Here is a 13,271-nt window from a genome sequence, read left to right on the forward strand (position 1 = left end):
AGGACTACTGTCGGTAGTGACTCCGAACGCACGGTCACTACACGGATGTGTGGAGCCCGGCGTGTATTCATGAGAGGACAAAAATGACCATCCCCCCGGGCATTGGTTCCACGGTCTCCCCAAAGGAATACTTCGCCACAGAATTCCGCAGGCGTCGCAAAGAGGCAGGACTCAGTCAAAAAGAACTGGCCGATCGCATCGGGTGGTCGGTCAGCCTGGTGAGCATGGTGGAGCTCACCCACCGGAAGGCTCCCCGGGAGATGACCGAGAAGATCGACAAGGTCCTGAAGCTCGACGGCGCCCTGACGAACCTGTGGGATCTCGTCAGCCACGTGGGCAGCCGGCTGCCCGACTGGTTCAGGCCCTGGATCGAGATCGAGCGGGAGGCCGAGACCCTGCGGGCCTGGCAGCCCCTCATCGTTCCGGGCCTGCTCCAGACCCGCGACTACGCCGAGGCGATCCTGCGGGGCGAGCCCCGCATCACCCCGGAGCAGCTGGAGGAGTACGTGTCGGCCCGGATGGACCGCCAGGTCATCCTCGACCGGGCGAACCGTCCCATGCTCTGGGCGGTCATCGACGAGGGCGTCCTGCTCCGCCCCGTCGGCGACGACGGCGTGATGGCCGCGCAGCTCCGCCACCTCGCCGAGGTGGGTGAGCGCCCCGACATCGCGATCCAGATCCTTCCCCTCGACGCGCGCACGACGACCGGCATCAGCGGGGGCTTCGTCATCGCGCACGCACGCAGGGGGGTGGTCAACGCGGCCTACATCGAGTCGGCCGGTGCGGGTCAGGTAACCGATCGCCCTGACGAGGTCGCCGTCCTAGCATTGCGGTACGAGGCGATCCGCGTCGAGGCGTTGTCCCAGCGCGAGTCACTAAAGCTGATCAAGGAGACGACCAAGAAATGGACCTGAACCGGGAACTGGCAGAGGCGACGTGGACCAAGTCCACCCGCTCGGCGAGCAACGGCGGCGAATGCGTCGAGGTCGCCGGGCTGTCCGGCGGACGCCGGGCCGTCCGCGACAGCAAGGACACCACCGGCCCCGCGCTGGTCTTCACCGCCACCGAGTGGACCGCCTTCATCGACGGCGTCAAGAACGGCACGTTCGGCTGACCACTCCGAGTCATCCGTCCGCGACCCGGCGGCGAGGTGCCGTCCCGGCGCGAGCCGGTCGGCTTCCCGGTTTTCCAGGGATCGAGCTCGCGGCTCCTCGCCGCACCGTGCGGACACGACGCGGGCCGCCGTCGGCGGCGGCGTGACCCACCGCCACGATCTCGTCGAGGCCCGTATCCAGGCCGCCCCGAGGCGGCCTTCGGCGAACGGACGGCCGGTGCCGTCGCCTCGGCCGCGAAACAGCACGCCTGAGTACGCGCGAAACACCACGCCTGAGCAGGCACGAAACACCACGCCCGAACGGGCGCGGCTAATCCTTCTTACCGTTGCCGTGCTGCGTCACCCCGTATTTCTTGCCCTTGCCCTTGTCCTTGTACTTGTTGGAGTTGGGGTTGGTCTCCCTCGCACTGGTCCCGGACGCGCCTGGCCCGGGAGATCCGGTGGCCGTCGTCCTGGGGGCGACGTCGGTCCGCCCGCCGCGGCGAGACGCGGAGGTGGAGCGCCGCTCGTCGGTCACCTGCCGCGCCTCCGGGGTACGGGTGGGCTGTTGCCGCGCCTCCGGACTACGGGTGGGCTGTGACGTCGTGACGGGAGCGGCGCCGGAAGGGGCGTCCCGCTCCGATCGGCCGGGCTCGTCACCGCGCCACCCACCGGCGACGATGGTGCCGGTGAGAATGCCGACGGCCAGAGCCGCGACACCCACTGACAGGCGCCGGCGCCCGGTCATCCGCTGACGTATCGGGACAAACCCTGCCCTGTCCCGAAAGCGGTTCCCCGTGGAACGGCGGCTGGCCTCGGTGGGCCCGGTGGGGCTCCGGTCGGCGGCCGGGACCGCGACGCGGGTGACGAGGAAGGGCGCCGCGGTGCTGTCCGCGCCCCGCTCCGAGAGCGTGACCACCTCCTCCAACTGTCGCCGGGCACGGACGATGTCGGTGCGCCGGGCGGGATCCTTGTCCAGCAGGCCGGCGATGACGGGCGCCAGGGGTCCGGCATGCTGGAACGGCTCGGGATCGGCCGTCAGCACGGCGGCGAGGGTGGCCAGCGCGGTGCTGCGCCCGAACGCGGCGCGGCCCTCCGCGGCGGCGTACAGGGTGGCCCCGAAGGACCACAGATCGCTCTCGGCGCTCGAGGCGGCACCGCCGGCGCGCTCGGGGGCGATGTAGGCGGGCGTGCCCACCACCATTCCCGTCCTGGTGAGACTCACGTCCTCGTCGACGGCGGCGGCCAGCCCGAAGTCGGTCAGGATCGCGTGCCCCTCGTCGGTGAGCAGGATGTTGGCGGGTTTGACGTCTCGGTGCATGACCCCGGCCGCGTGGGCGGCCTCCAGCGCCGACAGCACCTCCAGCCCGACCCGCGCGAGGGTGGGCGCGGGCAGGGGCCCCTCCTCGGCGACCACCTCGGCGAGGTTGCGTGAGCGCACGAGCTGCAACACGATCCACAGGGAGTCGTCGGCCCGCACCACGTCGTACACCGCGGCGATGTTGGGGTGGCTCAGCCGCGCGGCGAGGCGCGCCTCCCTCATCGTGCGTTCCAGCAGGATCTCGCGCTCGGGTCCGGCCAGATGGCCGGGGACCTCGACCTCCTTGACCGCGACCTCACGATCGAGAAGATCGTCATGGGCGCGCCACACCGTCGCCGTGCCGCCTCTGCCCAGCCCGGCCAGGAGGCGGTACCGCCCGGCCAGCAGCCACCCTTCGTACCGCGGAGAAGACATGGGGCATGCCTACCCGATGATTGATCCCGTATGTCACTGATATCACCGCATCTGATGCCCATCGGTTACCGGATCATCCTCCGGGCCGCAGCAGCCGGACGGCGGGCGTGACGATCTGGCGAGCAGCGGGCCCGCGAAGGCCGGTCTCCACAGGACCTCCCGCGCCTCATGAAGCCGGAGCAGCCGTCTCTGTCACCGGTGCCGGAGAACTCACCGGATCCGCGGCGCCGGAGAGGGTGGAGGACGGCGACGGCGAGTCGGATGGCAGGTCAGACGGCACCGGGGAGGTGGACGCCTCCGGGCACGACGTCGGGGACGACACCTCCGACGGCGGCGGGGAAGTGGCCGGATCAGGGCACGACGTCGAGGTGGCGGTCTCCGTCGGCGTCACGGTCTCCTCCTCCACCACTTTGTCGACGTCTCCGTCCGAGCCGACCGGCCGGTCGATCGCCTCCCCGGTCGTCCGGCCGGTCGAGGGGGCGAGGCCGACGAGCCTCACCGCCTTCTGCTCGTCGCCGGATTTGACGATCGTCACTTTCTTCTTGGAGAAGCCCTTCCACTTCTTGCCCCGGTATTTCGACTCCTCGAGGTCGATGTCGGTGTCGGGCCGGATGAGCGGGTTTCCGCAGTCACATTTGACGACGGGATTGCCGGACCGGTCGACGAGCACCGCGGTCCCGGCTTCGAGCAGGGCGTGGAACACCGTGGTCTTGCCGTTTTTGTAACCGTGATTCTTCACCAGGATGTCGCGGCGCAGCACGACCGGGGTGAGCGCGCGGACGTGCTGTCGTATTCGCGCCGGCGAAATGGCGAACACGTCGGCCCAGGCCCGGGCCTTCGCCGGGTTCCTGGCCAGATACCGGACCAGGCGCTGCTTGTCGCAGTGCCTGGCCCCGCGCGTGCCGCCGTACAACCCGGGCTCGTCGCCCTCGACCTCGCCCCCCTCACCGGCCAGTACGCCGGAGATGTTGTCGGCCGCCGACCGGGTGAACGGGTCGTCGCCGATCACACCCACCGCCAGGAGCGCGATCGATATCGGCCGCAGGGCAGCAGCGCATCCAGCCGTGGAAACACCCAGGACAAGGAGTGCGACGGCCAGAAAGGCCGTGAAACGACGGCCCAAGATATTCATGAGGATCACCATCCGTATCGTGCACGTGCGTTGTATGCCTGGGTGGCCCCCGTGCGTGCCGCCAGTGCGATGGCGGCGTCGGCGTGAGTGCACCCACGGTCGCGCCCGCGAATCCTTTTCATGGCTTGACCGGTGGCTTTGTTCTACGCGCGCCGACGGAGCGTGACCCCTCCTCGTTCCGATGAGGAATCGGGCCTTGACAGCTGCCGGAGAATTAAAGTAGCCACCACTGAGCCGATATCTCTGACTCAGAATCTTGAATCGGTCGCCCGGCTCATCCACACCGCAGAGGTGCGCATGGATCTGGATCTCGGTCTGGTCGCCGATTTCTTGGTGCTCGTGCGGGAGGAGCACTACGGGCGGGCGGCCGGGCGACTGCACCTGACCTCATCGGCGCTGACCAAGCGCATCCAACGTCTGGAACGACAAGTCGGGGTCGCCCTCGTCGAGCGGGGCCCCACGGGCGTGCTCGCCGTGACCCCCGCGGGCCGGCGGTTCGCGATCGCCGCCGAACCCTTGATCGCTCAGGCCGACGCCGCCCGCGAGAGTGCCCGGGACACCCCCGCCCGGCACACGCTGCGGATCGGTGTCCCCGCCGGCCTCGGCGCGGTCCTCAGGCAAACCCACATGGCCGGCATCGCACGAGAGATCCGCCGAGGCTTCCCCGAGACCCGGCTGGTGCGTCACGACATCGCCTTGCCCGCACTCACCCGCTGCCTGCTCGAACACCGGATAGACGTCTTGTGGAACATGGCGCCCGTGCGACATCCCGCCGTGGACTCGTACCCCCTGAGCGCCAGCGCGCGCATCGGCGTGGTCGCCGCCAGGCACCCCCTCGCCGACGCCGAGACGATGAACGTGGAGGACTTCAGCAAGCAGCCCATCCTGTACAACCCGGCCTGCGCCGACGAGTGGATGAACCAGTTCTGGCTCGGGGACGTACGGTCACGCCGTGAGGCCCGCCTGATCGAGATCGACGCCGGAGACTTCACCCGTGTCCTGCGCCGGACCGTCGACGGCACAGCCGTGATGGCCACCTTCGCCGAGATCGCCCCGCTCCTGGGCCCTGGCCTGCGGGTGGTGACGCTGACCGGCGCCGCCCCCGTGGTCTTCCACATCGCGTGCCGGCGCACCGATCGACGTGGCGCCGTTCACGCCCTCTTGAAAGCCTTCCAGGCTTTCGGCCCCCGCCTGCTGTAGGCACGATGCGATGCCCGGTTTCTCCAGCTTGATACGCATCGACGGCGGGCGGGTCACTGCCGGACGGTCGACCCCCGGCGCTCCTTGCGGATGTGCAGCTGCGCGGGCACCCGGGTGCGCAGCTCGGCGACGTGGCTGACGATGCCGACCGCCCGGCCGCCGTCGCGTAGGCCGTCGAGGATGTCGAGCACCCCGTCGAGGGTGTCCTCGTCCAGGGTGCCGAAGCCCTCGTCGACGAAGAGCGTGCCGAGGTCGACTCCCCCGGCCTCGGCGCTGACCACGTCGGCCAGCCCGAGGGCGAGGGCCAGCGAGGTGATGAAGCTCTCGCCGCCGGAGAGGGTCGCCGGGTCGCGGCCCACGCCGGTCCAGCTGTCCAGGATGTGCAGGCCGAGCCCGCCGCCGGACCTGCTCCGGTCTCCGGCGGAGCGGTCACGGTTGTGCTCCAGGAGATAACGTCCGCCCGACATGTGGTCGAGCCGCTCGTTGGCCGACTCGACCACCTGGCTGAGGCGCTCGCCGAGCACGTAGGACGACAGCCGCATCTTCCACCGGTTGTCGGTGGAGTTTCCGCCGGTCAGGGTGGCGAGCCGTTCGGTCAGGCGATGCCGCTCGTCGGCGGGCAGCCAGCGTCGCCGGCAGGCGTCCAGCTCGACGCGGAGCGCGGCCAGCCGGGCCAGTCGGGCCTCGCCCCGGTCCCGCTCCGACAGCAGGCGGGCGTGCGCGGCGTCGGCCGCGTCCCGCGCGTCGCGCAGCCCCGCGAGGTCGGGTTCCGGCTCGGCCGCGGCGGCGACCAGCTCGGGGTCGGCGAGCATCGCGGCGACCGCGGCGCCCTCCTGGGCGAGCTCGCGGAGCCGGGCGGCCTTCTCCTCCCGCTCGGCGGGAGAGCGGACGGCCGCGCGGGCGTCGTCGAGCCCGAGGAAACCCGCCTCGACGACGGCGCCCAGCGCCCGGTCGCGGGCCGTCACGAGCTCGGCGGCGGTGACCCGCTCGTCCCTGACCGCCTCGACGGCCTCGCGCAGCAGCTCCGCCTCGTCGGCCAGCCGCTCCAGCCTCGCGGCCAGCGTCGGGTCCTGACCTCGCGCCTCGTCGATGCGCCCGGCCAGCCGCTCGGCCTCCGCGCCGAGCCTTTCGACGTTCGTACGGCGGGAGGCCAGCCCGACGGCGAGCTCGCGCGAGCGCTCCCCGAGCCGCTCGGACTCGGCGGCGATCCGCCCGGCCTCGGCCGCCAGCGCCGGTTCGGCCCCCGCCGACTCGCGGAGCGCGGCCAGCGCCCGCTCCGCCTCGGCGAGTTCGTCCGCGGCGTCCCGTACGGCCAGGTCCGTCCTGTCGCTCGCCTCGCGGTGGGCCGCGGCGACCTCGATGGCGCGGGTCGCGGCGGCGAGCGCGGTGGACAGGTGCGCGGCCTCCCGCGTCAGGCGCTCGCGGCGGGCCCGCACCGTGGGGTCGGTGCCCCGCGCGCCGTCCAGGCGGGCGGTGAGGCGCTCGCGCTCGGCCTGCCAGCCCGTACGGCGGGCGTGGCCCTCGGCGAGCCGCCGGGCGATCTCCGCGGCCCGGGTCCTCGCGCCGTCCAGCTCGGCGGCGATCCGCTCCACCTCGGCGGCGAGGGTCTCCTCGGCGGTCGCGACGGAGGTCAGCGCCTCCAGCCTCCGGCCCGCCTCGGCGAGGATCTCCCCCGCCTCCTCCCCGGTGACGTCTCCCGCGACGGCGAGGGCCTCGTCGAGACGGGAGGCCAGCGTCGTGACGGTGGTTCCCGCCGCCTGACGCCGTTCCATGGCCGCCTCGTAGGCGCCCTGGGCGGCGCGCTCGTCGTCGGCGGTGGGCGCCTGGTCGGCCGGTGCGGCGGGGGCGGGGTGGTCGGGTGAGCCGCAGACCGCGCAGGGGCGGCCGGGGGCGAGCTTGGCGGCGAGTTCGGCGGCCATGCCGTCGATCCTGGACTGCCGGATGTCCAGGTGCCGGTCACGGAGCGTCTGGGCGAGGTCGGTGGCCTCGGTCTGCGCGGCGCGCGCGGACTCCAGATCGACGCGGAGTATCTCGCGGCGCCGTGCCGCGGCGAGCACCGCGGCGGCGGTCTCGGTGCTCGCCCGCGCCGTGGGAATCCCCGCCGCGGCGGCCCTGGCCTCGCCCAGCCGGGCGGACGCCTCCGCCGACGCGGCGGGCAGTCCCGCCAGGATCCGAAGGACCTCGGCCTCCTGCCGGGCCGTCTCCGGGAGCTCGGCGTCGAGCGCGGCGATCAGCCCGTCGAGCTCGGCCAGCCGGATCTCCTCGACCCGCAGCCCCTCCAGGCCGGCCAGCTCTCGCTCGCACTCCCTCTCCTCGGCGCTGAGGACCTCGCGGACCTCGCCGGGGTCGAGGGCCTCACCGGAGTCGAGGGTCTCACCGAGGTCGAAGGTCTCACCGGGGTCAAGGGCCTCACGAACCTCCGGGGGGAAGGCGGCCAGCCTGGTGGCGAGGTCGGCGCGGGCGGCGGCCAGGTCGGCGGCGAGGCGGTCGCGGTGCTCGGCCGCCCGGAGGCGGGTGGCGGCGCCCTCCACCGCCGACTCGGTGGCGGGGACGCGGGCGGCGTCCAGGCGGGCGGCGGTGAGGCGTTCGTCCAGCTCCCGGCGGAGACCCGGGAGGACCTCCAGGCGGGCGTCGGCCTCGGCCTGCGCGGCGGCCAGCTCGACGATCTCGCGAGCGGCCCTCTCCCGCTCCCCGACGATTCCGGCCAGGCGTGACTCCTCCGCGCGCAGCTCGCCCAGGCGGGTGATCTCACTCTGGCGGTCGCGTTCCAGCGCGGCCAGGTGGCCGAGCACGGCGTGACGGCGGTCGGCGCCGACCTCCGTGGCGTCACGGGCGTCGTCGTCCGCGCGGTCGTGGGCGTCGTCGTCCGCCCGGTAACGGGCATCGTCGCCGTAGCCCGCGTCCCCCGTACCTCCGGCGCGGCGGGCGGTGTCTCCGCCGGTGCCGGTGTGGTCGCGGACGGCGTCCCACCGGTCGAGGGGGGCACCGAGAAGAGGGAGGGCGCGGGCGACGGCGTCGGCGGCCAGGCGGTGGGCCTTGGACGCGGCCTCGGCACGCTGCTCGACGCCCTGGATCAGTGGCAGCACCCGGTCGGCGGCGGCCGCCTCCTCCAGGATGGTCTCCAGGTCCGCCCGCTCCTCGGCCGTCTCCTCCAGTGCCCGGCTCCTGGTCAGCGCCTCGGCGTGGCGCCGTCGCCGGTCGGCCAGCGCGGCGCCGCGCTCCAGGCTCTCGCGCGCCCGCCGTACGACGGCCTCGCCCTCGGCTCCCTGCCCGCCCAGCCTCGCGGCCTCCAGGCGCGCGAGGTCCTCAAGCGCGTGGGCCCACCCCAGCGGGTCGTCCTCCACGGAGACCCCCGGCTCGGGGAGATCGGCAAGCGCGGCCAGGAGGACGGGCCCTGCGGCCTCCTCCAGTCGCTTGACGGCGAAGTCGACCTCCGTGCGGAGGGTCTGCTGCTCGCGGTACGCCTCGGTGCGCTGCTCGGCGAGCCAGGACTCGGCGGTGGCGTAGATCTTCACCGAGAACAGGCGCTCCAGGACCCTGCGGCGATCCTCACCGTCGGCGCGCAGGAACTTGGCGAAGTCTCCCTGGGGCAGCATCGCGACCTGGAGGAACTGCTCGGCGTTCATGCCGAGGAGGGTGCCGACGAACTCCCCGGCCTCGTCGACCCTGGTCGTCAGCCCCACCCACTCCCCGGAGGGCGCGAGCTCCTGGAGCAGGGCCTTCTCGTTCTCCCTGGTCGTGCCGGTGCCCCTGAGCTTGGGACGCTGCCAGGCCGGTGACCGGGTGATCTTCAGGCGGCGGCCCCTGACCGTGACCTCCAGTGCCACGCTGGGCCCCCGGCCGGGGGGCGCGTGGTCGCAGCGCAGGCTCTTGGCGCTGTCGCGCCTGCCGGGCACCCTGCCGTACAGGGCGTAGCAGAGCGCGTCGAGCACGGTGGTCTTGCCCGCGCCGGTGGGGCCGTGGATCAGGAACAGCCCTGCCTCGGTGAGGGCGTCGAAGTCGACCTGCTCCTCACCGGGGAAGGAACCGAACGCGGTGATCCACAGACGGTGCGGGCGCATCTACGCCTTCGCCTCCTTCATGCGGGAGAACTCCACGGCCTCCCGCAGCAGCCGGGTCTCGTCGGGGTCGGCGGCCTCGCCGCGCACCTCGCGGACGAAGTCGAGGGCGACGTCGATCTCGGGACGCCCGGCCGCCCTGGCGCGGGTCACGGTGTCGTGGGCCCCGCCCTCGGGTTCGAAGGACAGGGCGAGCGTGTGCGGGAAGCGGGACCTGAGCCGCTCCATCGCGCCCTTGGGCCGGATCCGGTCGACGAGCGTCACCTGGAGCCAGTGCTCCTCGTGGCGGGCGTGCTCCGGCGAGGCCAGCAGCTCGTCGATGCGGCCGGTGAGGCGGCTGACCGGCCGGGGCACCGGGGCCTCGACGAACTCGGCGCCCTCGTATCCGCCGGGGCCGATGTCGACCACCCAGGAGCCCTTCGTCTGGCCGGTCTCGGAGAAGGAGTAGGCGATCGGGGAGCCCGAGTAGCGGGCGATCTCGCTCATCCGCTGGCGGCCGTGCAGGTGGCCGAGCGCCACGTAGTCGACGCCGTCGAAGGCGCGCACCGGGACGTGCGCGACGCCTCCCACGCTGATGTCGCGCTCGCTGTCGCTGCCCCGCCCCCCGGTCACGAACGCGTGCGCGAGGACCACCGACCGGGGCCCGCGCCGCTCGAGGTCGGCGCGGACCAGGGACATGGCGTGCTCGATCGCGGCGGTGTGGGTGCGCTCGGACAGCTCCCAGGGGACGCGTACCAGCTCCGGCTCCAGATAGGGGATGCCGTAGAAGGCGACGTCACCGACGACGACCGGCTCGCCGACCCGTCCCGGGTCGGTGCGCAGGTGGACGCCCGCCGCGTCGATGAGGTCGGCGCCGAAGCCGAGGCGCCTGGCCGAGTCGTGGTTGCCGCTGATCAGCACGGTGCGCACGCGGGCGTCGACCAGCCGGCGCAGCGCCTGGTTGCACAGGTCGACCGCGTCGACCGAGGGAAGCGCCCGGTCGTAGACGTCACCGGAGACCGCGACCACGTCGATCCGCTCCGACCTGACCGTCTCGATCAGGTGGTCGACGAAGACGCCCTGGGCGGCCAGGAGACTCTCCCGGTGAAACGAGCGGCCCAGGTGCCAGTCCGATGTGTGCAGCACCCGCATGTCGCACGAAGCTAACAGGACTCAGCGACAAATGTGGCCACTCGCGTCACGCGGATCCCCCGCTCTGTCCGGGGCTTCCGGTGGTGAGTACGCTTGAAGATCAGGGGGAACGATACCGGAGCAACGACGATCACGGAGGCGAGTGACCATCGGGGATCGCGTCAGTGTCCAGGTGGGCCGCGGTGTCCTGAGCGTCGCCTCCGGTCTGATCCTGGTGGTTCTCGCGATGGTGGGATACACCCTGCCACCGCCGTTCGACCCGACCCCTCTGCACGTCGATCCGGTCTTCCAGACCCTTCCCCCCCAGCCGCCGTCCGAGGTCCGGCCGGTCGCCGCGAACAGGCAGATCACCACGCAGGACATCACCGTCACCGCCGAGGACGGCACGCCGCTGGGGGCGACGATCCGCGCGCCGGTGGCCCCGGGGCGGCACCCGGCGCTGGTCTTCGTGCAGGGGGCGGGCCCCGGGATCAGGGGCGAGTTCACCACCCAGGCCGAGTGGCTGGCCAGGGCCGGGATCGTCACCCTCGTCTACGACAAGCGGACCGTGGGCTACGACTTCCTCAAGCGCGACTTCGGCCTCCTCGCCCGTGACGCCCTGCGCGTCCTGAAGGAGCTGCACTCGCGTGAGGACGTCGATCCCGCCAGGGTCGGCCTCTGGGGGGTGAGCGAGGGAAGCTGGGTGGTGCCCCTCGCCGCCAACGAGAGCGGCGCCGTCGGGTTCACCGTGCTGGTGTCGGCTCCCAACGTCTCCCCCATGAGACAGGTGACGTGGGCGCTGGGCGAGCAGCTCCAGCGGCTGTACGCGCCCAGCGGGGTGCGCGAGCTGCTCATCCGCGCGATCGGCGCCTTCGACGCGGACTTCCTGCGCTACGACGGCCTGCCCGCGCTGCGCGAGATGCGGCAGCCGGTCCTGGCCCTGTACGGCACGCGTGATCCCTCGATCCCGTTCGTGGAGAGCAGCAAGGCGCTGACCGGCGCGCTCGCCGAGGGCCGCAACGGCGACTACACGATCCGCTACCTCGACCGCGCCGACCACGGTATGCGCTTCCACGGCGGTCCCCTCGTCCCCGACTACCTGCGGACGCTGGCCAACTGGGTGCTGGGCCTGCCGGGCACGGCCAGGCCGCCGGTGCACATCGCCGGTGCCACGCCGGTCCAGCGCCTGGAGGCGAGCGACGTTCCCGCCGCCCCCTGGTACGCCGGGGGTACGGTGATCGGCCTGACGCTCTGCCTGGCCGTGGTCGGCTACGTGGTCGGGCCGGTGGCGGAGATGGCCGCGCGACTGCGCGGCCGGGCGGCGTCCGCGGAGGCCAACGCCCTGGTCTGGCCACCGATCCGGCGGAGGTTCCGCCGGATGGCGTGGACCGGGGTCGGCCTGCTCGTCTCGGTGGTGGCGTTCATCACGCTGCTCGTGCTGTTCTCGGTCAACCAGGCCGGGGCGTGGCCCGCGGTGCTCGCCGGGTGGCTGGTCATCAGGATCCTGGCGCTGCTGATGCTGCTGCAGGAGGTCACGGGCGTGGCGGCCGTCGTGTCGGGGCTGCGCGAGGACTGGCAGCCCTCGCGCCCGCAGAGCTTCGCGATCGCCGGGGTGCTGGGCGGCACCGGCCTGCTGCTGGTGGCCGCCGCCTACTACGGCCTGTTCTCGTTCCCCTGGTAGGCCTCGACCGGTAGGCCTCGACTGGTAGGCCTCGACTGGTAGGCCTCGACGCTCCTTGCCCGCTCTCCCTCGTGACCGGCGCCCCCTGGCAGGTCACGGCGGTCGAGGGGGCGAAGGGATCGAGGGAGGCGGGGGGCGGAGGCGGCCGTCAGGGGCGGCCGTCGAGCCAGCGGTCCATCTCGGCGAAGACGCGCCTGCGGACCGGCTCGGGTGACAGCACCAGGTCGTGCATGCCGCCCGGCACCCGGACGCACGTCACGTGCGAGCCGATGCTGGTCGACCAGCGGGCGATCCGCCGAGGGTCGAGCACGACGTCCGCCTCCCGGGCCTCGGGGACGAAGTCGCGCAGCCGCAGGCCCCTCTCCGCGCAGAGCACCAGCACCGGCACGTCCACCCGGAGGCCGTCGTGCAGCCTGCGCTGCGCCCGGCGGATCGCCCCCAGCCAGGCCGCGTGCACCGGGAACCCGCCGATGGGCTTCCACTCCAGGTCGAAGTCCCACTCGCCGTGGTGGCTGCGGTGCAGGCTGGCGCCGTACGCGGTGGCGGCCACCATGGGCAGGACGGCGCGGGCGGGCAGCCTGGACAGCCGCCCGCGCAGCAGATCGGCGGCGATCCGCACTGGAGCGGGGACGTTGAGGTCGAGGAAGGGGCTGTTGAGCACCAGCGCCTGGACCAGGCCCCGGCCGCGGACCCGGTCGGCCCAGAGCGGGGCGATCAGGCCTCCGGTGGAGTGGGCGTTGAGGACGACGTGATCGTGCCCGTCCCGTTCGCGGATGATCCGTATCGCCTCGTCGAGCTCCGGGAAGTACTCGGTGACGCTGCGCACGAATCCGCGGGTCTGGTGCGGCAGCAGCGAGCGGCCGTACTTGCGCAGGTCGAGGCCGTAGAAGTCGAAGCCCCTGGAGACGAAGTGGTCGGCCAGGTGGGTCTGGAAGAAGTAGTCGGTGAAGCCGTGCACGTAGAGCACGGCTCCGCGGGCGGGCTCGGCGGCCCGCCGCCGCACCAGCGACGCCACCACCGCGCCCTCGTCGTCATCGGCCATCGGCAGGACCGTGAGCTCGTAGTCGGGACCGAGAACGTCGGGCATAACGGTCAGGGTAGTTCGTGCGGATCGTCCGGCCGCATCGGGACCTCCCGGGGAAGAGACCGGGTGTTCACGGGCCGCGTCGGAACCTCGCGGAGAGAAGCCGGGTGTTCACGGGCCGCGTCGGAACCTCCCGGAGAGAGGGCCGGGCGTTCCGCCACGCCCCACCTGGACCTCC

Annotated in this window: 9 protein-coding genes; 4 read left to right on the forward strand and 5 right to left on the reverse strand. The window is 72.6% G+C overall.

The annotated features are described in order from the left end of the window. Nucleotides 1-83 precede the first annotated feature (83 nt). Both ACSDR0_RS18995 and ACSDR0_RS19000 read left to right on the forward strand, forming a co-directional pair. On the forward strand, nucleotides 84-914 hold the full coding sequence (locus tag ACSDR0_RS18995) for a helix-turn-helix domain-containing protein (protein ID WP_435290161.1): 831 nt from the start codon (nucleotides 84-86) through the stop codon (nucleotides 912-914). Further along, the gene (locus ACSDR0_RS19000; protein WP_435290162.1) at nucleotides 905-1,114 is read left to right on the forward strand and encodes a DUF397 domain-containing protein; all 210 of its coding nucleotides are present in this window, start codon (nucleotides 905-907) and stop codon (nucleotides 1,112-1,114) included. The genes ACSDR0_RS18995 and ACSDR0_RS19000 overlap by 10 nt, the downstream gene beginning before the upstream one ends. 310 nt (nucleotides 1,115-1,424) lie before the next feature. On the opposite strand, the gene ACSDR0_RS19005 is transcribed toward ACSDR0_RS19000, so the two are convergent. After that, on the reverse strand, nucleotides 1,425-2,828 hold the full coding sequence (locus tag ACSDR0_RS19005) for a serine/threonine-protein kinase (protein WP_435290163.1): 1,404 nt from the start codon (nucleotides 2,826-2,828) through the stop codon (nucleotides 1,425-1,427). Between the two features lie 166 nt (nucleotides 2,829-2,994). After that, complete coding sequence (locus ACSDR0_RS19010; protein ID WP_435290164.1) at nucleotides 2,995-3,960, reverse strand: DUF6777 domain-containing protein; 966 nt, start codon at nucleotides 3,958-3,960, stop codon at nucleotides 2,995-2,997. 297 nt (nucleotides 3,961-4,257) lie between these two features. On the opposite strand from ACSDR0_RS19010, the gene ACSDR0_RS19015 reads away from it, so the two are divergent. Continuing rightward, entirely contained in the window at nucleotides 4,258-5,160 is a 903-nt protein-coding gene (locus tag ACSDR0_RS19015; protein ID WP_435290165.1) for a LysR family transcriptional regulator, read from the forward strand. 53 nt (nucleotides 5,161-5,213) lie between these two features. Here the strand turns inward: ACSDR0_RS19015 and ACSDR0_RS19020 are convergent, their stop codons facing one another. Then, nucleotides 5,214-9,221: an AAA family ATPase gene (locus ACSDR0_RS19020; RefSeq protein ID WP_435290166.1), complete on the reverse strand. Its 4,008-nt coding sequence runs from the start codon at nucleotides 9,219-9,221 to the stop codon at nucleotides 5,214-5,216. Then, nucleotides 9,222-10,349 (reverse strand): exonuclease SbcCD subunit D, encoded by a 1,128-nt coding sequence (locus ACSDR0_RS19025; protein WP_435290167.1) that lies wholly within the window; start codon nucleotides 10,347-10,349, stop codon nucleotides 9,222-9,224. It abuts the gene before it with no gap. 142 nt (nucleotides 10,350-10,491) lie between these two features. On the opposite strand from ACSDR0_RS19025, the gene ACSDR0_RS19030 reads away from it, so the two are divergent. Continuing rightward, nucleotides 10,492-12,009, forward strand: coding sequence for an alpha/beta hydrolase family protein (locus ACSDR0_RS19030; protein WP_435290168.1), 1,518 nt, complete (start codon nucleotides 10,492-10,494; stop codon nucleotides 12,007-12,009). A gap of 148 nt (nucleotides 12,010-12,157) precedes the next feature. Here the strand turns inward: ACSDR0_RS19030 and ACSDR0_RS19035 are convergent, their stop codons facing one another. Then, a complete protein-coding gene (locus ACSDR0_RS19035; RefSeq protein WP_435290169.1) occupies nucleotides 12,158-13,096 on the reverse strand; it encodes an alpha/beta hydrolase in 939 nt (312 codons plus the stop codon). Nucleotides 13,097-13,271: the final 175 nt, after the last annotated feature.

The sequence above is a fragment of the Streptosporangium sp. G11 genome (genome assembly GCF_051192615.1).
In the GTDB taxonomy this organism is placed as follows: domain Bacteria; phylum Actinomycetota; class Actinomycetes; order Streptosporangiales; family Streptosporangiaceae; genus Streptosporangium.

Excerpts from the sequence above, each read along its gene's own strand:
- ACSDR0_RS19015 (WP_435290165.1), top strand. The coding sequence starts at position 4,258 with ATGGATCTGGATCTCGGTCTGGTCGCCGATTTCTTGGTGCTCGTGCGG.
- ACSDR0_RS19010 (WP_435290164.1), bottom strand. The coding sequence starts at position 3,960 with ATGAATATCTTGGGCCGTCGTTTCACGGCCTTTCTGGCCGTCGCACTC.
- ACSDR0_RS19005 (WP_435290163.1), bottom strand. The coding sequence starts at position 2,828 with ATGTCTTCTCCGCGGTACGAAGGGTGGCTGCTGGCCGGGCGGTACCGC.
- ACSDR0_RS19035 (WP_435290169.1), bottom strand. The coding sequence starts at position 13,096 with ATGCCCGACGTTCTCGGTCCCGACTACGAGCTCACGGTCCTGCCGATG.
- ACSDR0_RS19000 (WP_435290162.1), top strand. The coding sequence starts at position 905 with ATGGACCTGAACCGGGAACTGGCAGAGGCGACGTGGACCAAGTCCACC.
- ACSDR0_RS19025 (WP_435290167.1), bottom strand. The coding sequence starts at position 10,349 with ATGCGGGTGCTGCACACATCGGACTGGCACCTGGGCCGCTCGTTTCAC.
- ACSDR0_RS18995 (WP_435290161.1), top strand. The coding sequence starts at position 84 with ATGACCATCCCCCCGGGCATTGGTTCCACGGTCTCCCCAAAGGAATAC.
- ACSDR0_RS19020 (WP_435290166.1), bottom strand. The coding sequence starts at position 9,221 with ATGCGCCCGCACCGTCTGTGGATCACCGCGTTCGGTTCCTTCCCCGGT.